We start from the raw sequence: 19,479 nt of genomic DNA, 5'->3' as shown, positions 1-19,479 counted from the left end.
CACTGCCCGCGGCACTCTTTTGCGTCATCGTCGTCCGATCGGACAGGACTTGTCCAGCCGACGGCCGAACGGCCGGTGACTTGTTGTGCAAGTGCAATGAACCGCGCGCACCCGCGAGCCCCTTGACTGGAACCGGGGGCACTCCATCCGGGAGGATGGGTACATGACCGCCCAGATTCTCGATGGCAAGGCCACCGCAGCCGCGATCAAGTCCGAACTGACCGCCCGTGTGGCGGCCCTGAAGGCCCGGGGCGTCACGCCCGGCCTCGGCACCCTGCTGGTCGGGGACGATCCGGGCAGTCGCTGGTACGTCAACGGCAAGCACAAGGACTGCGCCGAGGTCGGCATCGCCTCCATCCAGCGCGAACTTCCCGCGACCGCCTCACAGGAGGACATCGAGGCCGTCGTACGGGAACTCAACGCCGATCCGGCGTGCACGGGATACATCGTCCAACTCCCGCTCCCCAAGGGCATCGACACCAACCGGGTCCTCGAACTGATGGACCCGGTCAAGGACGCCGACGGCCTGCACCCCATGTCGCTGGGCCGACTGGTGCTGAACGAGCCCGGCCCGCTGCCGTGCACCCCCTACGGCATCGTCGAACTGCTGCGCCACCACGGGGTCGGGATCGACGGCGCGCACGTCGTCGTCCTCGGCCGGGGCATCACCGTCGGCCGCTCCATCGGCCTGCTGCTGACCCGCAAGTCCGAGAACGCCACCGTGACCCTCTGCCACACCGGCACGCGCGACCTGCCGGGGCTGCTGCGCCAGGCGGACATCGTCGTCGCGGCGGCCGGCGTCCCGCACCTGGTCAAGCCGCAGGACGTGAAGCCGGGCGCGGCCGTGCTCGACGTGGGCGTCAGCCGCGACGAGCAGGGCAAGATCGTGGGCGACGTGCACCCCGGCGTCGCCGAGGTGGCGGGCTGGATCTCCCCGAACCCGGGCGGCGTCGGCCCGATGACCCGGGCCCAGCTGCTGGGCAACGTCGTCGAAGCGGCGGAACGGATCACCAGTGCAGGCTGAACCGGGCACGGAACCCGCGGCCGAGGCGCCCCGCTCCCGCCGCTTCCCGCCCGTCACCGAGGGCACCGCACGCCCGGAGGGCAGCGGCCGGGCCGTCCCCGGGGCGGTGTCCGCGCCGGCCCGTCAGTGGCCGATGCTCAGCGTGCTGACCGCGACGGCGGCCGGGCTGCTGGTCACCGCGCTGGGGCAGCCCCGGGTCGGCTGCCTGGTGATCGGTGTGGCCCTGATCGCGGCGGCGGCGCTGCGGCGCCTGCTGCCCTCGGTGGGCATGCTCGCGGTCCGCTCCCGCTTCACGGACATGGTCACCTACGGGCTGCTGGGCATCGCGATCACGCTGCTCGCGCTGGTCATGGCCCCGAAGCCGTGGTTGGAGATCCCCTTCCTGGAGACGGCGGTCCGCTTCACCGTCCGCTGACCGGCCCGCGCCCGCCGGTAACCGGCCCGCGCCCGCCGGGCCGCACGGGCCCGGCGCCGCGGGGGTCGCGGGCGTGCAGTGCGTGCCGGGCGGTCAGCGCCGCCAGGGTGGCCGCCACGGCCGGCCGGCTCTCGCTGCCCGCCCGGACCAGCGCCTGCAGCGTCCGCCCCGGGCCCGGCAACTCCCGTACGACGGTGCCCGGCGGCGGGGCGTCGCACAGCAGCTTCGGCAGGATCGACACCGCCTGCCCGGTGGCGACGATCCACAGCCCCGCCCGCAGATCGGCGCACTCGTGTGCGATGCGCGGGGTGAAACCGGCGTTCCGGCAGGCGTGCAGCAGCATCTCCCGGCAGCTGCCGGGGGCCGGGGCCGAGACCCACTCGCTCCGGCGCAGCGCCGCGAGCCCGTCCCGTTCGTACGCCGGTGCCAGCGCCTCGGGCAGCGCCAGGCACAGCGGGTCCTCGAAGAGCGGCACCGAGGTGGTCCCGGGCGCGGGCGGCGCGCCCAGCAGCGGGTAGGCGTAGGTGACCGCCAGGTCCAGGCGGCGCCCGCGCAGCAGCGGGACGGCCTCCTCCGGGTCGGCCTGCACGATCCGCGGGCGCAGCCCGGGGTGGCGCACGGCCAGTTCGGCGACGAGCGGCGCGGCCACGGTGGCCAGCGCGCTCGGGGCGCAGCCGACGGCCAGCTCCCCGCTCACGTCGGCGTCCAGGGCGCGGACGGCCCCCTCGGCGCGCTCCAGCGCGGCCAGCACCGGCTCGCAGGCGGCGGCCAGCGCCGAGCCGGCCGCGGTGAGCCGCAGCCCCCGCCCCTCGCGCTCGACGAGGGCGGCACCCGCCTCGGCCTCCAGGGCGCGCAGCTGCTGGGAGACGGCGGAAGGCGTCACCCCGTGCAGCTCGGCGACCGCCGTCACCCGACCGTGTTGCGCCAGGTCGCGCAGCAGGACCATCCGCTTCACATCAAGCATGAGTTCACCTTAACGATCGCTGTAGCGGAGGTAGCTGGACTTCACGGTCGGCGGGCGCGATGCTCGCCCTATGAACGTCGTACTGATCGGAGCGAACGGAACCCTCGGCCGAGCGGTTCACACGGCCCTGAGCGAGCGCGGCCACATGGTCGTCACCGCCTCCCGCACGGGGGCCGACATCCACGTCGACATCACCGACCCCGAATCGATCCGGGCGATGTACGAGGCGGTGGGCGCCGTGGACGCGGTGGCCGTCGCCGCCGGCAGCGTCCCCTGGCGCCCGCTCGGCGAACTGACCGTCCAGGACGTGCGCGGCGGCCTGGAGGGCAAGGCCGTCTCCCAGATCGAACTGGTCCGCCAGGGCGCGGCCCGGCTGCCCGCCCACGCCTCCTTCACCCTGATCACCGGGATCCTGGCGCGCGAACCGCTGCTCACCGGCTCGGTCGCCGCCCTGGTCAACGGCGCCGTGGAAGCCTTCGTACGGGCCGCCGCCATCGAACTCCCCGGCCGGCAGCGGATCAACGCCGTCAGCCCGACCGTTTTCGAAGAGTCCCTCGGCGTCTACGGGGACACCTTCGCCGGCTTCGACGCGGTGCCGGTGCGGCGCGCGGCGAACGCCTACGTCAAGGCCGTCGAAGGCCACCGGACGGGCGAGATCTTCCTGGTCGAATAGGGGGCCGGGCCCCCGTATCCCCTGGGAACCGGGGGCTTTGTGTGCCACGGACCACAGGGACCGGGGGATTGACCCGGTCCCGGGTCGGATAGCCTGACCGCGGATGTCTCTTCACGTCAAGATTCACAGGGCCGGGGAGCGGCGTCCTCCCAGCACATGGGGCAGGGACGCCCCACCGCCCGCTGTCTAACGGAGAAGGCCATGACCCGCACTCCCGTGAATGTCACCGTGACCGGCGCTGCCGGCCAGATCGGCTACGCGCTGCTCTTCCGCATCGCCTCCGGCCACCTGCTCGGCGCGGACGTGCCGGTCAGGCTCCGCCTCCTGGAGATCCCGCAGGGCATGAAGGCCGCCGAGGGCACCGCCATGGAGCTCGACGACTGCGCCTTCCCGCTGCTCAAGGGCATCGACATCTTCGACGACCCGAACCAGGGCTTCGAGGGTGCCAACGTGGCGCTGCTCGTCGGCGCCCGCCCGCGCACCAAGGGCATGGAGCGCGGCGACCTGCTGTCCGCCAACGGCGGCATCTTCAAGCCGCAGGGCAAGGCCATCAACGACCACGCCGCGGACGACATCAAGGTCCTCGTCGTGGGCAACCCGGCCAACACCAACGCGCTCATCGCGCAGGCCGCCGCCCCGGACGTACCGCGCGAGCGCTTCACCGCGATGACCCGTCTGGACCACAACCGGGCGATCTCGCAGCTCGCGAAGAAGACCGGCGCCGACGTCACCGACATCAAGCGCCTCACCATCTGGGGCAACCACTCGGCGACCCAGTACCCCGACATCTTCCACGCGGAGATCGCCGGCAAGAACGCCGCCGAGGTCGTGAGCGACGAGCTGTGGCTCGCCGACACCTTCATCCCGACCGTCGCCAAGCGCGGCGCCGCGATCATCGAGGCCCGTGGCGCGTCCTCGGCCGCCTCGGCCGCCAACGCCGCCATCGACCACGTGCACACCTGGGTCAACGGCACCGCCGCCGGCGACTGGACCTCCATGGGCATCCCGTCGGACGGCTCCTACGGCGTCCCCGAGGGCCTCATCTCCTCCTTCCCCGTCACCACCAAGGACGGCACGTACGAGATCGTCCAGGGCCTGGACATCAACGAGTTCTCCCGCACCCGCATCGACGCCTCCGTGCAGGAGCTCGTCGAGGAGCGCGACGCGGTCCGCGAACTCGGCCTGATCTGACCCGACCCGGCGCGAGCCGGCCGGATCGGCCACTCGCCCGGCCCGCACGACCGAAGGCCCCGGCGCCCAGCGCGCCGGGGCCTTTTCGGCGTGCGACGGCCGTGGGTCCCTTACGGACGGACGGACGGGCGAACGGGCGAACGGGCCGACCGACCGACCGGGACCGGGACCGGGACCGGGACCGGGCCCGGGCCCGGGCCCGGGGTCAGCTCTTGTACATGCCGGGCGTGTAGTGCCCCGGCACCATACGGGTGGTGACACCGAAGCGGTTCCAGACGTTGATCGTCGCGATGACGGCGATCAGCTGGGCCAGCTCGCCCTCCTCGAAGTGCCGGGCGGCCTTCTCGTACACCGCGTCGGGTACGAACCCGTCGGTGAGGACCGTGACCGCCTCGGTGAGCTCGATCGCGGCGAGCTCCTTCTCCGTGTAGAAGTGCCGCGACTCCTCCCAGGCGCCCAGCTGCACGATCCGCTCGACGCTCTCACCGGCCGCGAGCGCGTCCTTGGTGTGCATGTCCAGGCAGAAGGCGCAGTGGTTGACCTGCGAGGCCCGGATCTTGACGAGCTCGACCAGGGCCGGGTCCAGACCCTTCTTGGAGGCGATCTCCAGGCCCAGGACGGCCTTGTACACCTCGGGGGCGAGCTTGGCCATGTGCAGGCGCGGAGTGTGCTCCGGCGCGTGGGAGTGGGCGGGGGAGGGGGCGGGGGCGGGCGTGACGCCGGCGGTGTACCGCTGCTCGTTCGTAGTCGTCATGTGATCCACCCTAGGAGGCGGACGGCCCGCCGATATGGTCCATGTTCATGACGCAATCGTGGGCCACTTTCGGAGCCGACCTGCATCTCGACCTCTCCGCGGGCCGGGGGCTGCGGGCCGGTCTCGCCGAGGCGTTGCGCGAGGCGGCCCGCAGCGGACGGCTCGCCCCCGGGACCAGACTCCCGTCCTCCCGCTCGCTCGCCGTCGACCTGGGCGTCGCGCGCAACACGGTCGCGGAAGCCTATGCCGAGCTCGTCGCCGAGGGCTGGCTGACGGCCCGCCAGGGCTCGGGCACGCGCGTCGCCCAGCGCGCACGGCCGCGCCGGGCCGCGGCGTCCGCCCGCGTACGGCACCCGGCCCGCCGGGGGCCCTCGTACAGCCTGCTGCCCGGCTCCCCGGACGTGGGCGCCTTCCCCCGGGCGGCCTGGCTGACGGCGGCCCGCAGGGCGCTGACCCACGCGCCGAACGAAGCCTTCGGGTACGGGTCCGACGGGCGCGGCCGGCCCGAGCTGCGGGAGGCGCTGACCGGGTACCTGGCACGGGCCCGCGGGGTCCACGCCGACCCCGAGCGGATCGTGCTGTGCGCCGGCTTCGCCCACGCCCTGACCCTTCTGGCACGGGTGCTGAGGGGGCGCCGGGTCCGCGAGGTGGCGGTGGAGGGGTACGGCCTGGACGTCCACCGCAACCTGCTCACGCGCGCGGGGCTGCGGACCTCGCCGCTCGGCGTGGACGCGCAGGGGGCGCGGACGGGTGAACTCGCCGGGCTCTCCCCGGCGGCCGGGGCGGTGCTGCTGACCGCTGCGCACCAGTTCCCCACCGGGGTCGCCCTGACCCCGGCCCGCCGGGCGGCGGCGGTCGACTGGGCCCGGACCACGGGCGGCCTGATCCTGGAGGACGACTACGACGGGGAGTTCCGCTACGACCGCCAGCCGGTGGGCGCGTTGCAGGGGCTGGACCCGGAGCGGGTGGTGTACCTCGGCACGGCCAGCAAGTCGCTGGCGCCCGGGCTGCGCATGGGCTGGATGGTGGTCCCGCCGGCGCTGCTGGACGAGGTCCTCGCCGCGAAGGGCATGGGCGACTGGACCTCCAGCGCGCTGGACCAGCTCACGCTGGCGGAGTTCATCACCTCCGGCGCCTACGACCGGCACGTGCGCGGCATGCGGCTGCGCTACCGGCGCCGCCGGGACGAACTGGTGGCGGCGGTGGACGGCCGGGTGGCCGTCTCCGGCATCGCGGCGGGGCTGCACGCGGTGCTGGACCTCCCGGCCGGGACGGAGCGCTCCGTGCTCCAGTCGGCGGCCTGGCAGGACCTGGCCCTGCACGGCCTGTCCGCCTTCCGCCATCCGCAGGCCGGCCTCCCGCCGCGCGACGCGGTGGTCGTCGGCTACGGAACCCCGTCGGACAGCGCCTGGACACCAACCCTGGCGGCCCTGTCGGCGGCCCTGCCGTGACACCGATGCCGGGCGCCGGGTCCGGGCTGCGGGTCAGGCCCCGACCCCCGCTCCGGGTCCTGCTACTGCCCCCGCTCCGGGCCGGGCTCTGGCCCGCGCTCCGGGTTCCGTCCGGGGTCTTGCCCTCGCTGCTGCTCTCGCTCCGGCCTTTGGCCCCCGCTCCGGGCCGGGCTCCGGTACCCCGCTCCAAGTCCCGCTACTGCTCCGGCTCTGGCCCGCGCTCCGGGTTCCGTCCGGGCCCCGTAGCCGCCCCTGTCCCTGTCCCCGTCCCCGTCTCCGTCCCGGGGTCGGGGCCGGGTTCCGGTTTCGGGAGTTCGCCGAAGCGGGCCAGGGCGAGGGCGCCGGCGACCGCTACCGCGAAGCCGGTGACCGCCAGCCAGGCCAGGCCCTCGCGGGGGCGGTCCCCGAGCCAGACGACCCCCACCACCGCCGGCCCGATGGTCTCGCCGAGCACCATGCCGGCCGTCGCCGCCGTCACCGAGCCGCGCTGGAGCGCCGAGGTGAGCAGCAGGAAGCCCGCGCCGCCGCCGAGCAGGAGCGCGTACAGGGCCGGGTTGCGCAGGTCCCGGACGGAGTCGATCAGGCGGACCGACACCTCCACCACCCCGAAGCCCGTCCCGGAGCCCAGCCCCAGGACCAGCGCCCGCGGGCCCTCGGGGAGCCGGCCCGCCACCGCTCCGGCCAGCAGCACCAGCACCGACACGCCGAGCAGCCCGAGCTTCAGCGCGAAGGTGCCCGTCCCCGAACCCTCCTCTCCGGAAGCCAGCCCGAGCATCAGCAGTCCCGCGCAGACCACCCCCACCGCACCCCATTCGGTACCGGACAGCCGCACCCGCAGCAGCCTCGCCGCGGCCACCGCCGTCACGGCCAGGCTCGCGGCCAGCGCGGCCCCCACCGCGTAGATCGGGATGTGGCGCAGCGCGACGATCTGGAGCACGAAGCCGACGGCGTCCAGGCCGAGGCCGGCCAGGTAGCGCCACTGGCGCGCCGCCCGCAGCAGCAGCGCCGGGTCCACCCCGGACCCGGTCCCGGGCTGCGCGGCGCGCGCCGCCATCGCCTGCAGGACGGACGCCGTACCGAAGCACACCGCCGCACCGAGTGCGCAAACCATCCCAATGAGCACGAACCGACTCTAAGTCACGGATCTCTCGACGGCCGGATTCCATCCCCCCACGCCCCCGGCCTAGTCTGTCGGAAGCACGCCACCGAGGGGGAGCCCCAGACATGGACAGCAGCAGCACCAACAAGCGCCGTATGCGCTCCGGCGCCGTCGCACTCGGAGGCATGGGCCTGCTCGCGGCCACGCTCGTGGCCTGCGGCAGCAGCGACGAGCCGGACAAGCGGTGCGCCCACCGCTCCACCCTGGAGAAGCTGAACAACCGGGAGTGCAAGAGCGGCGGCCACGGCGCGTACTACTACGGCGGCACCGTCAGCAACGGCAGGGTCTCCGGCGGTAGCTTCGACAAGTCGGCCGTCACCCGTGGCGGCATCGGCGGAAGCCACTCCGGCTCGTCCGGCGGCTGAGCGCCCCATGCAGCGGCACACCATAGAGCCCCGCCCCGACTGGCAGAAGACGGTCGAGGAACAGGGCCTGATCTACCCCCTCACCCGCTACCCCGACGACTCCCTGCGCCCCTACTGGGACGAGAGCGCGTACTACTCCTTCTCCCTGCCCGAGGTCGAGGCGCTGGAGAACGTCGTCGAGGAGCTGCACGCCATGTGCCTGGCCGCGGCCGCGCACATCGTCGACCAGGACCGTTTCGCCGACCTTGGCATCACCGACCCGGAACTGGCCGCGCTGATCGCGCGGTCCTGGCGCCGCCGGGCCGAACAGCCCTCCCTCTACGGCCGTTTCGACCTGCGCTACGACGGCACCGGCAGTCCCGCCAAGATGCTGGAGTACAACGCCGACACCCCCACCTCGCTGGTGGAGGCGGCCGGCCCGCAGTGGTTCTGGATGGAGGAGCGCTTCCCCGGCGCCGACCAGTGGAACTCCCTGCACGAGCGGCTCGTCGACGCCTGGCGCCGGCAGGCCGAGCTGCTGCCGCCCGGCCCGCTGCACTTCGCGCACTCCGAGACCGACGAGCTCGGCGAGGACCTGATGACGGTCGCCTACCTCCAGGAGACCGCCGAGCAGGCCGGCCTGCACACCCACGCCCTGTCCGTCGAGCAGATCGGCTGGGACAGCCTCTCCGGCCGGTTCGTGGACGACAAGCTCCGCTTCATCCGCGGCTGCTTCAAGCTCTACCCGTGGGAGTGGCTGGCCACGGACCCGTTCGGCCCCCAGGTCCTCGGCACCTATGACCACGGCGGCGGCTCCGGCACCACCTGCTGGATCGAGCCGGTGTGGAAGATGCTGCTGTCCAACAAGGCCCTGCTGGCGATCCTGTGGGAGCTTTTCCCGGAGCACCCGAACCTGCTGCCCGCCTACCTGGACGGCCCGCGCGAGCTGGCGGAGGCCGGCTCCGCCGGCTACGCGGCCAAACCGCTGCTGGGCCGCGAGGGCGCCGGGGTGACGCTCCACCCGGCCGGGGAGGGCGGCGAGCCCTTCGTGCCGGCCGAGGGGGAGTCGTACGTCTTCCAGGGCCTCGCCCCGCTGCCCGACTTCGAGGGCAACCGGGTGGTGCTCGGCGCGTGGGTCGTCGAGGACGAGGCGGCGGGGCTCGGCATCCGCGAATCCGCGGGGCCGGTCACGGACGAGTACGCCCGCTTCCTGCCCCACGTGATCCTCTAGCGACGGCGACGGCGACGGCGACGGCGACGGCGACCGGCGGCCTGCGACCGGCGGCGACCCGCCGCCGACCCGCCGGCCGCCCCGGCCCGGTTACCCGGCGAGGACGGTCCGGAGCTGCTCCAGCCCCCAGTCCAGGTCCTCCTTGCTGATCACCAGCGGCGGCGCGATCCGGATCGTCGAGCCGTGGGTGTCCTTCACCAGGACGCCCAGCGCCATCAGCTTCTCGCTGATCTCCCGCCCCGTGCCGCGCGACGGGTCGATGTCCACGCCCGCCCACAGGCCCCGCCCGCGCACGGCGGTCACCGCGCCCCCGCCGACCAGCAGGTTCAGCTCCCGGTGCAGGTGGTCGCCGAGCTCGGTGGCGCGCTGCTGGTACTCGCCGCCGCGCAGCATCGCGACGACCTCCAGGCCCACGGCGCACGCCAGGGGGTTCCCGCCGAAGGTGGAGCCGTGCTCACCCGGCCGGAACACCCCGAGCACGTCCCGGTCGGCGACGACGGCCGACACCGGCACCACCCCGCCGCCCAGCGCCTTGCCGAGGATGTACACGTCGGGGACGACCCCTTCGTGCTCGCACGCGAAGGTCCGGCCGGTCCGGCCGAGCCCCGACTGGATCTCGTCCGCCATGAAGAGGACGTTCCGCTCGCGCGTCAGCTCCCGTACGCCCTTGAGGTACCCGGCGGGCGGCACCAGCACCCCCGCCTCGCCCTGGATCGGCTCCAGCAGGACGGCGACGGTGTTCTCGGTGACGGCGGCCGCCAGCGCGGTGAGGTCCCCGTACGGGACGATCTCGAAGCCCGGGGTGTACGGGCCGAAGTGGTCGCGGGCCTCGTGGTCCGTGGAGAAGGAGACGATGGTCGTCGTGCGCCCGTGGAAGTTGTCCGCCGCGACCACGATCTTGGCGTGCCCGTCCGGCACCCCCTTGACCTCGTAGCCCCACTTGCGCGCGGTCTTCACGGCCGTCTCCACGGCCTCCGCGCCGGTGTTCATGGGCAGCACCATCTCCTTGCCGCACAGCGCGGCCAGTTCGGTGCAGAAGTCGGCGAACCGGTCGTGGAAGAAGGCGCGCGAGGTGAGCGTGACCCGCTCCAGCTGCGCGCGGGCCGCGTCGAGGAGGCGGCGGTTGCCGTGCCCGAAGTTGAGCGCCGAGTACCCGGCGAGCATGTCGAGGTACCGGCGGCCCTCTACGTCCGTCATCCACGCGCCCTCCGCGGAGGTGACGACGACGGGCAGCGGATGGTAGTTGTGCGCGCTGTGCGCGTCGGCGGAACGGATGGCATCAGCAGTTGTCGACACGGGGTCTCCGATCGTCCGTCAGGCCTGTGACGAGGGTGGCGTCACTGTCCATCCTCGCTCGTATACGGGACGGAGAAACCTTTCCTGTGGCGCGCCCGCTAAGGTGGCCGGTACGCACGGCGACTGGCGTACGGAGAACCAACTCCGGGGGAGTCGTGCGCGCACTACCGCATTCAGGGCCGCTCGCCTGGGCCTCGCGGGGTACCGATCACATCGACCCCGGAGGAGCCCGCCATGCCCGCGAGCCGCCATCCCGCCCTGTCCGCGACCGACCCCGAACTGGCGTCCTTCGTCGCGGCCGAGGAAGAACTCCAGGCGCGGACCCTGCGCCTGATCCCCAGCGAGAACTACGTGTCCGCCGCCGTGCTGGAGGCGTCCGGCACGGTGCTGCAGAACAAGTACAGCGAGGGCTACCCGGGCCGCCGCTACTACGAGGGCCAGCAGAACATCGACCGCGTCGAGGCCCTGGCCGTCGAGCGGGCGAAGGGACTGTTCGGCGTGGACCACGCCAACGTCCAGCCGTACTCCGGCTCCCCGGCGAACCTGGCCGTCTACCTCGCCTTCGCGCAGCCGGGCGACACCGTGATGGGCATGGCGCTGCCGATGGGCGGGCACCTTACCCACGGCTGGGGCGTCTCGGCGACGGGCTCCTGGTTCCGAGGGGTCCAGTACGGCGTACGGCAGGACACCGGTCTGATCGACTACGACGCGGTGCGCGACCAGGCCCTCGCTGAGCGGCCGAAGATCATCTTCTGCGGCGGTACCGCCCTGCCGAGGACCATCGACTTCGCCGCCTTCGCGTCCATCGCCCGGGAAGCGGGCTCGGTCCTGGTCGCCGACGTGGCGCACATCGCGGGCCTGATCGCGGGCGGGGCCCACCCCTCCCCGGCCGGGCACGCGGACGTCGTCTCGACGACCACGCACAAGACGCTGCGCGGTCCGCGCGGTGCGATGCTGATGTGCCGGGAGGAACACGCGAAGGCCATCGACAAGGCGGTCTTCCCGGGCCTGCAGGGCGGCCCGCACAACCAGACGACGGCCGGCATCGCGGTGGCGCTGCACGAGGCCGCGCAGCCGTCCTTCACGGCGTACGCGCACGCCGTGGTCGCCAACGCGAAGGCCCTGGCCGCGGCGCTGCTGGAGCGGGGCTTCGACCTCGTCTCGGGCGGTACGGACAACCACCTGATCCTGATCGACCTGACGGGCAAGGACGTCCCGGGCAAGGTCGCGGCCAAGGCCCTGGACCGGGCGGGCATCGTGGTGAACTACAACACCGTGCCGTTCGACCCCCGCAAGCCGTTCGACCCGTCGGGTATCCGGATCGGCACCCCGTCGCTGACGTCGCGGGGCCTGTCGACCGCACACATGCCGGCGGTCGCGGAGTGGATCTCGCGTGCGGTCGACGCCGCCGCCACGTCCGACGAGCCGGCCCTCGCCGCCGTCCGCGCGGAGGTCACGGACCTGATGGCGGCGTTCCCGGCGCCGGGCCTGCCCCTGTCGTAGAAGGTGCCGTGGCGATCGCGCCGGGCCGTGGGCGGCCCCGGCGCCGGACGGTGAACCGGTCGACCGGCCGGGGCAGGATCCGGACACCCCGCTACCGTCCGGTACCCGTGCGGGTACCGGACGGCGGCGGGGGCGGCGCGGCAGGTTCCGGCCCCCGGCGGGCCGGAGCCCGCCCCCGCACCTGAGAGAATGGGGCCATGGCTTCTGATCGTCCTCGCGCGCTCTCCGGCATCCAGCCCACCTCCGGTTCGTTCCACCTCGGGAACTACCTCGGGGCCATCCGCCAGTACGTCGCCCTCCAGGAGACGCACGACGCGTTCTACATGGTCGTCGACCTGCACGCGATCACCATGCCGCAGGACCCGAAGGACCTCCGCGCGAACACCCGCCTCTCCGCCGCGCAGCTGCTGGCCGCCGGTCTGGACCCGGAGCGCTGCACGCTCTTCATCCAGAGCCACGTGCCCGAGCACGCGCAGCTCGGCTGGGTCATGAACTGCATCACCGGCTTCGGCGAGGCCAGCCGGATGACGCAGTTCAAGGACAAGTCCGCCAAGCAGGGCGCGGGCAACGCCACCGTCGGCCTGTTCACGTACCCGATCCTCCAGGTCGCCGACATCCTGCTCTACCAGGCGAACGCGGTGCCCGTCGGCGAGGACCAGCGCCAGCACATCGAGCTGACCCGCGACCTCGCCGAGCGCTTCAACCAGCGCTTCGGCCAGACCTTCACCCTCCCCGCCGCGCACATCGTCAAGGAGGTCGCGAAGATCTACGACCTCCAGGACCCGACGATCAAGATGTCGAAGTCCGCGTCGTCGCCCAAGGGCCTGATCAACCTCCTCGACGAGCCCAAGGTCACCGAGAAGAAGATCAAGAGCGCGGTCACCGACACCGAGGCCGAGGTCCGCTTCGACACCGAGAAGAAGCCCGGCGTCAGCAACCTGCTCACGATCTACTCCACCCTCACGGGCGAAACGGTCCCGGCTCTCGAAGCGAAGTACGAGGGCAAGGGCTACGGCGCGCTGAAGACCGACCTGGCCGGCGTGATGGTCGACTTCGTCACACCGTTCAAGCAGCGCACCCAGGAGTACCTGGACGACCCCGAGACGCTGGACTCCCTCCTGGCCAAGGGCGCGGAGAAGGCCCGCGCGGTCGCCGCCGAGACCCTCGCGCAGACGTACGACCGCCTCGGTTTCCTGCCCGCCAAGCACTGACCGCGGGGACCCGGGACAGGGGGCCCTGGCACCAAGGGGGGTGCTGCCGCCACACTGGGGCGGCAGCAGTCCGCAGCGACAGACGGAGGAGAGATACGTGGGGACCGTAACGCTCGGCGTTTCGATCGCGGTCCCGGAGCCGTATGGCAGCCAGCTCCAGGAGCGGCGCGCCGGCTTCGGGGACGTCGCCGCGCACGGCATCCCCACGCACGTCACCCTCGTCCCGCCCACCGAGGTCGAGGCGGAGCGGCTCCCGGCGATCGGCGCCCACCTCGCCGGGGTCGCGGCCGGCTTCCGCGCCTTCCGGATGCGGCTCGGCGGCACCGGGACCTTCCGCCCCCTCTCCCCGGTCGTCTTCGTCCAGGTCGTCGAAGGCGCCGCGGGCTGCACCCGGCTCCAGAACGAGCTCCGCGCTCCCGAGGGGCCGCTCGACCGCCGGCTGGCCTTCCCCTACCACCCCCACGTCACCGTCGCCCACGGCATCTCCGAAGAAGCGATGGACCTGGCGTTCGAGGCACTCGCCGGCTACGCCGCCGATTGGGTCTGCGAGGGCTTCGCGCTCTACGAGCAGGGCTCGGACGGGGTGTGGCGCAAGCTGCGCGAATACCCTTTCGGCTCGGGGCCCGCCGGCGTTCCGGCGCAGCCGGGCCCACGTGCCGACGAGACGGTACGGCGTTCCTGACGGAGCGGGCGCAGGGTCAGCCGGGCGGCCGGCCGGACACGGAAGCCGAGCCTTCGCAGGACCAGGGTGTGGAACGGGAGAGCCGTCGGGCGAAAAGTCACAATCAACGACCGTAGTCCCCGAACGTGACGATCCCGGCTATTTCCGGCAGCTTGATTACGGTGGCCCCATGGACTGGCTGACGAAACTCCCGGTGATCGGGCCTCTGGTGGCCCGTCTGATGCGGACCCACGCGTGGCGTTCGTACGAGCGCCTCGACCGCGTGCACTGGACCCGGCTCGCCGCCGCGATCACCTTCATCAGCTTCCTCGCACTCTTCCCGCTGATCACCGTGGCCGCAGCCGTCGGCGCCGCCCTCCTCAGCGACGAGCAGCTCGACCGGCTCCAGCAGAACCTCGCCCAACAGGTCCCCGGCATCTCCGACCAGCTCGACCTGAACACCCTCGTCGAGAACGCCGGCACCGTCGGCCTCGTGGCCGCGGCCCTCCTGCTCTTCACCGGTATCGGCTGGGTCGGCTCGATGCGGGACTGCCTGCGCGCCGTGTGGGAGAAGGACGACGAGGAGCAGGGGAACCCGATCGCCCGCAAGGGCAAGGACGGCCTGGTGCTCCTCGGCCTCGGCGGCGCAGCCCTGGCCTCGGCGGCGGCCTCGATCATCGGCTCCAGCGCCGTCGGGAAGTTCGGCGGGTGGCTGGGCATCCCGCGGGACGGCGCGGGCGGCGTGCTGCTGCGCGGCGGCGCCTTCCTCGTCGGCGTGCTGGCGGCCTTCCTGCTGCTGCTGTACGTCCTGACCCTGCTCCCCGGCGTCCACCCGCCGCGCCGCCGCCTGCTCCAGGCGGCCCTGATCGGGGCGGCGGGCTTCGAACTGCTCAAGCTCCTGCTCAGCGGCTACATGCGGGGGGTCGCCGCGAAGAGCATGTACGGGGCCTTCGGCGTGCCGATCGCCCTGCTGCTGTGGATCAACTTCACGGCGAAGCTGCTGCTGTTCGTCGCCGCCTGGACGGCGACCCGGAACGACGCGGACGGCGACGGCCTGGAGGACCCGGAGCCGGGCAGGGAGCCGGGCCCCGCGCCGCAGCCGGACGCGGACCAGGAGCCCGGGCCGGTCGGGAACCCGCGGCCGGCGCCGACGGGCCGCGCCGCGGACGGGTCCCGGACCGGGTCCTAGACCAGGTCCTCGTCCCGGCCCCGGCGGCCGCGGGGCCAGCGGCGGTTGAAGACGAGGGCGCCGCCCGCGAGGAGCGCCAGCGCACCGCCGGCGACACCGAGCGCGGTGCCCGCGCCGCCGCCGCCCGAACCGGCCCCGGCCGCCGCCGGGCCGTGCTCGTGGGCCTCGGCCGTGGACCCCTGGGAGGTGGTGTCCGCGCTCTTCGGCGGCACCAGCTCACCCACCGGCTTGACCTTCCCGACCGCGCCGAAACCCCAGTCGAAGAGCGCGGCGGTCTCCTCGTATACCTCGTTGGCGCCGCCCCCGTCCGGATTCATCACCGTGACCAGCAGCTTGCGGGCGCCGTGCTGCGCGACGCCCGTGAAGGTGGAACCGGCCATGGTGGTGTTGCCGTTCTTCACCCCGGCGATGCCCTTGTAGGGAGAGAGGCCACCCGCCCCCGTCATCAGCCGGTTGGTGTTCTGGATCTCGAAGTAGTCGCGTGCCTTCCCCGGTTCCTGCAGGCCCGGGAACTTCGCCTCGGCCGTGCCGCAGTACTCCCGGAAGTCCTGCTTCGCCAGGCCCGACCGGGCGATCAGGGTCAGGTCGTAGGCGCTCGACACCTGCTCCGGGGCGTCGTACCCGTCCGGCGAGATCACGTGGGTGTCCAGGGCCTGGAGCTCCTCGGCGTGCGCCTGCATGTCCCGGACGGTCTTGTCGATCCCGCCGTTCATGGCCGACAGCACGTGCACGGCGTCGTTGCCCGACCGCAGGAACACCCCGAGCCACAGGTCGTGGACGCTGTACTCGTGGTCCTCCTTGACCCCGACCAGGCTGCTGCCGGGGCCGACGCCGTCCATGTCCTGGTCGGTGACCTTGTGGACCTGGTCCTTGGGCAGGCGCGGCAGCACGGTGTCCGCGAAGAGCATCTTCATGGTGGAGGCCGGCGGGAGCCGCCAGTGGGCGTTGTGCGCGGCCAGCACCTCGCCGGACTCCGCGTCCGCCACGATCCACGACCGGCCCGTCAGGTTCGCCGGGAGGGCGGGCGCCCCGGGCAGCAGGTTCACCTGCGTACCGGGCTGGCCGAGCAGGGCTCCGCCGACCGTGGACATCGACGCGGGGGGCGCGGCCGCCGCCCGGGTCCTGGAGGGCTTCCCCTTCCCGTCCGGCGGCGCCGGCGGGGCCGGCGCGGCGTGCGCGGGGGCCACGAACATCGCGGGGACCATCAGCGCGGCGGAAAGGACCGTCAGCGCGGTCTTCTTGGCGGACACGCAGGTGAAAGTACCGTCCGGCGGGCCGGGCGCAGCCGCTGACCGGGCAGTTCGGGGCCACCACCGCCGGGACAGCCCACCCCCGCGCGTCCGTCCTGGCTGCGGATCCGATACTGAGGGCATGAGACTCAGCCGCGCCGCCTCCTGGTTCCTGCTCGCCTTCGGCGTGTGGAGCTGGTTCATCTGGGTGTCTTTCGTCCGGAACCTGTGGAAGAACGGCAGCGGCCTCGCGTTCGACGCGGCGGGCGATCCCACTTCCTACTTCTGGGTGCACCTGGCCCTCGCGGTGACGTCCTTTCTCCTGGGGACGGCCGTCGGTGTGATCGGGTTGCGCGGGGTACTGGCGCTGCGGCGCGGATCACGTGACGGCTCGGACGCGTGAAGACCGCCGCCTTCGCGCTGATCGCGCTCGCCGTCCTGGCCCTCCTGGTGCTGGTCCACCGCTGGCTGTGGATCCGCCTGGTCCGCGACACCACGGCCCCCGGCGGACTGCCCCGCCGCATCGGCACGGCCTTGACCATCGCCCTGCCCCTCCTCTCTGTGGCCGCGCTGACCACGGGCCGCGCCGGCGCCCCCTTCGTGCTCCAGCAGGCGGTGGCCTGGCCGGGGTTCCTGTGGCTCGCGGTGCTCCTCTACCTGACCCTGACGATGCTGGTCGCCGAGCCGATCCGCGCGCTGTTGCTCCGCCGTCTGGCCCACAGGATCCCCTCGGGGGAGGTTCCCCGGCCCGGCCCGGCTCCCGTACCGGAGCCCGGGGGAGCCACCCCACCGGCCCCCGACCGCGTCACCGCGGCCGGACCCGACCGCGTCGCCACCGCCGCCCCCGACCGCGCCACCGCGGCCGGACCCGACCGGGCCACCGCGGTCGCGCCCGCCCCCGCACCCGCCGCCCCCGAGGCGGCGACCGTGCCGACCACCTCCGGGGGACTCGCGCTGACCCGCCGCCGCTTCGTCGCGCGGGCGGTCGGCGGCGCGGCTGCCGCCGTGGCCCTCGGAACCGTCGCCGGCGGAGCGTACGGAGTGCTGCGCGGCCCGAGCGTCCGGCGGGTGCAGGTGCCGCTCGCCCGGCTGCCGCGCGCGGCGCACGGCTTCCGCATCGCCGTCGTCAGTGACATCCACCTCGGCCCGATCCTCGGCCGCGACCACACCCGGCGCATCGTCGACACGATCAACCGCACCCAGCCCGACCTCATCACCGTCGTCGGCGACCTGGTCGACGGCAGCGTCCACGACCTCGGGCCCGCCGCCGAACCGCTGCGCGAGCTCAGCGCACGCCACGGCTCGTACTTCGTGACCGGCAACCACGAGTACTTCTCCGGCGCCCGGCAGTGGGTCGACCACGTCCGCGAGCTCGGCCTGACCCCGCTGGAGAACGCCCGCCGCGCTCTCCCGTACTTCGACCTCGCCGGTGTGAACGACGTGGCGGGCGAGAGCGAGGGGCAGGGCCCCGATTTCGGGGCCGCACTCGGTGACCGAGACCGGACCCGCACCGCGGTGCTCCTCGCCCACCAGCCCGTGGTCATCCACGACGCCGTCCGGCACGGCGTCGACCTCCAGCTCTCCGGGCACACCCACGGCGGCCAGCTCTGGCCCGGCAACTACCTCGCCGAGCTCGCCAACCCCACCGTCGCCGGACTGGAGCGCTACGGCGACACCCAGCTCTACGTCTCCCGCGGCGCAGGTGCCTGGGGGCCCCCGGTCCGGGTGGGCGCGCCGTCCGACATCACGGTCGTCGAACTGGCCTCGTACCAGGCCTGAACGCATCGAAGCGGCAACGACCCGGATGCGCACGGGACGTCGCCATCAGCCGTACAGGGGCGGGGTCCAGGGATGCGGTCCTCCTGCCCGGCGCCCAGCGGCGCGGCGGCCGGCGGCGGGGCGCCCAGTGGGCCGACGCCCGGCGGCGCGGTGGCCGAGAAGCCGTACGAGGCGCGGACCACTCCCTCGCGCCCCTCGTCGGCGCCGGCTCCCTACGCGGGGAGCGGGTCCGTGCCGGGCCCGTCGTCCGGGTCCGAAGCGCGCTTGCGGGCACCCGCCGTGGCCGTCTGCGCCATGCCGGGCAGGAAGTCCGCGAACAGTTCGTGCACTTCGCGCACCAGCGGCCGCAGCACCCGGAACCGGGCCAGCACGATGCCCCGCGTCGTCAGCTGCGCACCGCGCTCCGCCAGCCGCCGGGTCTTCTCGCTGTTCGGCGACCGGTCGAAGACCCAGTACAGGACCAGACCCATCTGGGAGAGCCACATCAGCTCCGGCAGCACGTCGGCCAGCTCGGCCGGCACCTTCGTCCTGGCCCCGGCGAGCACCTCGCGGTGGATGGCGATCGCCGCCCGCCGCGCGGGCTCGGACTCCGGGGAGAAGGGGCTGAGCGGGCTCTCGGGGTCCGCCGCGTTCTTGAAGAACTGCGAGGCGAACTCGTGGTAGGGAGCGGCGATGTCCATCCAGCTCGTCAAAACGCCCGCGAGGCGCTTCTGCAGATCGGTCTCGTCGTCCAGGATGGGCCGGACGGCCGCCTGGTGGGCGGCGCCGATCCGGTCGTAGAAGCCCTGGACCAGGTGTTCCTTCGATTCGAAGTAGTAGTAGGCGTTGCCGACCGAGACACCGGCCTCCTTCGCGATCCCCCGCATGGTCGTCTTGTCGAAACCGCGCTCCTGAAAGAGCCGGAGCGCGGTTTCGAGGATGAGCGTGCGGGTCTGCTCGCTCTTGGGAGCCTTCTGATCAGTCACGATGGATGAGCCTATCGGGGGACGGAGCAGTGGTCGTCACAGGCCGCTTCCTCCTCCTGTGACGGCCGGTCCCCGGTCCGTACCGCCGCCCGCCACTTCGAGGCCGTGTACATGGCCGCCCGGGCGAAAGGCCGGCCGGCGGCCGTCGCCAGCCAGTTGGCCTTCGGCCGGTGCTCGGCCAGCGCCCACAGGCAGACGACGAAGGCGTCGGTCCCGGACCACACCTGCCCCGAATCCCCGACGACGGTGATCTCCCTGAGCGTCGAGGCGTGGTCGAGCCGGGGGAAGCGCCGCCGTGCCTCCGCCGACGCGGCGGGGACCAGGACCAGCGGGACCAGCGACGGCTGTGCGATCAGCCAGTGCCGGACGTGCACGCAGAGCGGGCAGTCGGCGTCGTAGAGCACGGTCAGCGAGCGGACCGCTCCCGAGGGGCCCATGGG

At 73.2% G+C, this 19,479-nt stretch carries 20 protein-coding genes and 1 riboswitch; of the genes, 13 read left to right on the top strand and 7 right to left on the bottom strand.

The genetic code is table 11. The features are described 5' to 3' along the window. The first annotated feature begins 163 nt into the window (after positions 1-163). Both AMK16_RS11145 and AMK16_RS11140 read left to right on the top strand, forming a co-directional pair. On the top strand, positions 164-1,024 hold the full coding sequence (locus tag AMK16_RS11145; RefSeq protein ID WP_073912685.1) for a bifunctional methylenetetrahydrofolate dehydrogenase/methenyltetrahydrofolate cyclohydrolase: 861 nt from the start codon (positions 164-166) through the stop codon (positions 1,022-1,024). Beyond that, positions 1,014-1,439, top strand: coding sequence for a DUF3017 domain-containing protein (locus AMK16_RS11140; protein WP_073912682.1), 426 nt, complete (start codon positions 1,014-1,016; stop codon positions 1,437-1,439). The genes AMK16_RS11145 and AMK16_RS11140 overlap by 11 nt, the downstream gene beginning before the upstream one ends. Here AMK16_RS11140 and AMK16_RS11135 read toward each other — a convergent pair. Continuing rightward, positions 1,426-2,403, bottom strand: coding sequence for a LysR family transcriptional regulator (locus AMK16_RS11135; protein ID WP_079191447.1), 978 nt, complete (start codon positions 2,401-2,403; stop codon positions 1,426-1,428). The two genes, AMK16_RS11140 and AMK16_RS11135, sit on opposite strands and share 14 nt — an antisense overlap. 70 nt (positions 2,404-2,473) lie before the next feature. Here AMK16_RS11135 and AMK16_RS11130 point away from each other — a divergent pair, with 70 nt between their 5' ends. Together AMK16_RS11130 and AMK16_RS11125 are read left to right on the top strand one after the other, a co-directional pair. After that, positions 2,474-3,076: a short chain dehydrogenase gene (locus AMK16_RS11130; RefSeq protein WP_073912676.1), complete on the top strand. Its 603-nt coding sequence runs from the start codon at positions 2,474-2,476 to the stop codon at positions 3,074-3,076. Between the two features lie 201 nt (positions 3,077-3,277). Continuing rightward, complete coding sequence (locus AMK16_RS11125) at positions 3,278-4,267, top strand: malate dehydrogenase (protein ID WP_073912673.1); 990 nt, start codon at positions 3,278-3,280, stop codon at positions 4,265-4,267. Positions 4,268-4,472: 205 nt separating this feature from the next. On the opposite strand, the gene AMK16_RS11120 is transcribed toward AMK16_RS11125, so the two are convergent. Continuing rightward, the gene (locus AMK16_RS11120; protein WP_079191446.1) at positions 4,473-5,021 is read right to left on the bottom strand and encodes a carboxymuconolactone decarboxylase family protein; all 549 of its coding nucleotides are present in this window, start codon (positions 5,019-5,021) and stop codon (positions 4,473-4,475) included. 47 nt (positions 5,022-5,068) lie between these two features. Between AMK16_RS11120 and pdxR the strand changes: the two genes are divergently transcribed. Further along, positions 5,069-6,472, top strand: coding sequence for a MocR-like pyridoxine biosynthesis transcription factor PdxR (gene pdxR / locus AMK16_RS11115; RefSeq protein WP_073913653.1), 1,404 nt, complete (start codon positions 5,069-5,071; stop codon positions 6,470-6,472). A 196-nt stretch (positions 6,473-6,668) separates the two neighbouring features. Here pdxR and AMK16_RS11110 read toward each other — a convergent pair whose 3' ends face one another. After that, on the bottom strand, positions 6,669-7,583 hold the full coding sequence (locus AMK16_RS11110) for a hypothetical protein (protein WP_079191445.1): 915 nt from the start codon (positions 7,581-7,583) through the stop codon (positions 6,669-6,671). Positions 7,584-7,696: 113 nt separating this feature from the next. Here AMK16_RS11110 and AMK16_RS11105 point away from each other — a divergent pair, with 113 nt between their 5' ends. Both AMK16_RS11105 and AMK16_RS11100 read left to right on the top strand, forming a co-directional pair. Beyond that, complete coding sequence (locus tag AMK16_RS11105) at positions 7,697-7,996, top strand: hypothetical protein (protein WP_073912669.1); 300 nt, start codon at positions 7,697-7,699, stop codon at positions 7,994-7,996. 7 nt (positions 7,997-8,003) lie between these two features. Further along, on the top strand, positions 8,004-9,206 hold the full coding sequence (locus AMK16_RS11100; RefSeq protein ID WP_073912665.1) for a glutathionylspermidine synthase family protein: 1,203 nt from the start codon (positions 8,004-8,006) through the stop codon (positions 9,204-9,206). Positions 9,207-9,296: 90 nt separating this feature from the next. Here the strand turns inward: AMK16_RS11100 and rocD are convergent, their stop codons facing one another. Beyond that, positions 9,297-10,502: an ornithine--oxo-acid transaminase gene (gene rocD / locus AMK16_RS11095; RefSeq protein WP_073912662.1), complete on the bottom strand. Its 1,206-nt coding sequence runs from the start codon at positions 10,500-10,502 to the stop codon at positions 9,297-9,299. A 109-nt stretch (positions 10,503-10,611) separates the two neighbouring features. Next, positions 10,612-10,702, top strand: a riboswitch (ZMP/ZTP riboswitch). Positions 10,703-10,736: 34 nt separating this feature from the next. Here rocD and glyA point away from each other — a divergent pair. The 4 genes from glyA to AMK16_RS11075 all read left to right on the top strand — a co-directional run bounded on the left by glyA (position 10,737) and on the right by AMK16_RS11075 (position 15,066). Next, a complete protein-coding gene (gene glyA, locus AMK16_RS11090; protein ID WP_073912658.1) occupies positions 10,737-12,005 on the top strand; it encodes a serine hydroxymethyltransferase in 1,269 nt (422 codons plus the stop codon). A gap of 197 nt (positions 12,006-12,202) precedes the next feature. Beyond that, complete coding sequence (gene trpS, locus AMK16_RS11085; RefSeq protein ID WP_073912655.1) at positions 12,203-13,216, top strand: tryptophan--tRNA ligase; 1,014 nt, start codon at positions 12,203-12,205, stop codon at positions 13,214-13,216. Between the two features lie 97 nt (positions 13,217-13,313). Beyond that, complete coding sequence (locus tag AMK16_RS11080; RefSeq protein WP_073912651.1) at positions 13,314-13,898, top strand: 2'-5' RNA ligase family protein; 585 nt, start codon at positions 13,314-13,316, stop codon at positions 13,896-13,898. A gap of 169 nt (positions 13,899-14,067) precedes the next feature. Next, positions 14,068-15,066, top strand: coding sequence for a YihY/virulence factor BrkB family protein (locus AMK16_RS11075; RefSeq protein WP_107417101.1), 999 nt, complete (start codon positions 14,068-14,070; stop codon positions 15,064-15,066). On the opposite strand, the gene AMK16_RS11070 is transcribed toward AMK16_RS11075, so the two are convergent. After that, positions 15,063-16,316, bottom strand: a complete 1,254-nt coding sequence (locus AMK16_RS11070) for a D-alanyl-D-alanine carboxypeptidase family protein (protein WP_242438680.1) — start codon at positions 16,314-16,316, stop codon at positions 15,063-15,065. The genes AMK16_RS11075 and AMK16_RS11070 overlap by 4 nt on opposite strands. A gap of 121 nt (positions 16,317-16,437) precedes the next feature. Here AMK16_RS11070 and AMK16_RS11065 point away from each other — a divergent pair, with 121 nt between their 5' ends. Beyond that, positions 16,438-16,698, top strand: coding sequence for an SCO4848 family membrane protein (locus AMK16_RS11065; protein WP_073912647.1), 261 nt, complete (start codon positions 16,438-16,440; stop codon positions 16,696-16,698). Continuing rightward, complete coding sequence (locus tag AMK16_RS11060; protein WP_073912643.1) at positions 16,695-18,074, top strand: metallophosphoesterase; 1,380 nt, start codon at positions 16,695-16,697, stop codon at positions 18,072-18,074. The genes AMK16_RS11065 and AMK16_RS11060 overlap by 4 nt, the downstream gene beginning before the upstream one ends. A 212-nt stretch (positions 18,075-18,286) precedes the next feature. Here AMK16_RS11060 and AMK16_RS11055 read toward each other — a convergent pair whose 3' ends face one another. Together AMK16_RS11055 and AMK16_RS11050 are read right to left on the bottom strand one after the other, a co-directional pair. After that, on the bottom strand, positions 18,287-19,039 hold the full coding sequence (locus AMK16_RS11055) for a TetR/AcrR family transcriptional regulator (RefSeq protein ID WP_073912639.1): 753 nt from the start codon (positions 19,037-19,039) through the stop codon (positions 18,287-18,289). An 11-nt stretch (positions 19,040-19,050) separates the two neighbouring features. Next, positions 19,051-19,476 carry a thiol-disulfide oxidoreductase DCC family protein gene (locus AMK16_RS11050; protein ID WP_073912636.1) on the bottom strand — a complete coding sequence of 142 codons (426 nt, stop codon included), beginning with the start codon at positions 19,474-19,476 and terminating at the stop codon, positions 19,051-19,053. Positions 19,477-19,479: the final 3 nt, after the last annotated feature.

The sequence above is a fragment of the Streptomyces sp. CB00455 genome, assembly GCF_001905445.1.
Lineage (GTDB): Bacteria > Actinomycetota > Actinomycetes > Streptomycetales > Streptomycetaceae > Streptomyces.
The sequence above is the reverse complement of the archived record's forward strand: the minus strand, read 5'-3'. Positions and strand labels throughout refer to the sequence as shown.

Bases quoted from the DNA above. Each gene is read 5' to 3' on its own strand.
- AMK16_RS11105 (WP_073912669.1), top strand. From the start codon at position 7,697: ATGGACAGCAGCAGCACCAACAAGCGCCGTATGCGCTCCGGCGCCGTC.
- AMK16_RS11100 (WP_073912665.1), top strand. From the start codon at position 8,004: ATGCAGCGGCACACCATAGAGCCCCGCCCCGACTGGCAGAAGACGGTC.
- AMK16_RS11135 (WP_079191447.1), bottom strand. From the start codon at position 2,403: ATGCTTGATGTGAAGCGGATGGTCCTGCTGCGCGACCTGGCGCAACAC.
- AMK16_RS11125 (WP_073912673.1), top strand. From the start codon at position 3,278: ATGACCCGCACTCCCGTGAATGTCACCGTGACCGGCGCTGCCGGCCAG.
- trpS (WP_073912655.1), top strand. From the start codon at position 12,203: ATGGCTTCTGATCGTCCTCGCGCGCTCTCCGGCATCCAGCCCACCTCC.
- AMK16_RS11145 (WP_073912685.1), top strand. From the start codon at position 164: ATGACCGCCCAGATTCTCGATGGCAAGGCCACCGCAGCCGCGATCAAG.
- AMK16_RS11065 (WP_073912647.1), top strand. From the start codon at position 16,438: ATGAGACTCAGCCGCGCCGCCTCCTGGTTCCTGCTCGCCTTCGGCGTG.
- pdxR (WP_073913653.1), top strand. From the start codon at position 5,069: ATGACGCAATCGTGGGCCACTTTCGGAGCCGACCTGCATCTCGACCTC.
- AMK16_RS11110 (WP_079191445.1), bottom strand. From the start codon at position 7,583: ATGGTTTGCGCACTCGGTGCGGCGGTGTGCTTCGGTACGGCGTCCGTC.
- AMK16_RS11130 (WP_073912676.1), top strand. From the start codon at position 2,474: ATGAACGTCGTACTGATCGGAGCGAACGGAACCCTCGGCCGAGCGGTT.
- AMK16_RS11075 (WP_107417101.1), top strand. From the start codon at position 14,068: ATGGACTGGCTGACGAAACTCCCGGTGATCGGGCCTCTGGTGGCCCGT.
- AMK16_RS11120 (WP_079191446.1), bottom strand. From the start codon at position 5,021: ATGACGACTACGAACGAGCAGCGGTACACCGCCGGCGTCACGCCCGCC.
- glyA (WP_073912658.1), top strand. From the start codon at position 10,737: ATGCCCGCGAGCCGCCATCCCGCCCTGTCCGCGACCGACCCCGAACTG.
- AMK16_RS11050 (WP_073912636.1), bottom strand. From the start codon at position 19,476: ATGGGCCCCTCGGGAGCGGTCCGCTCGCTGACCGTGCTCTACGACGCC.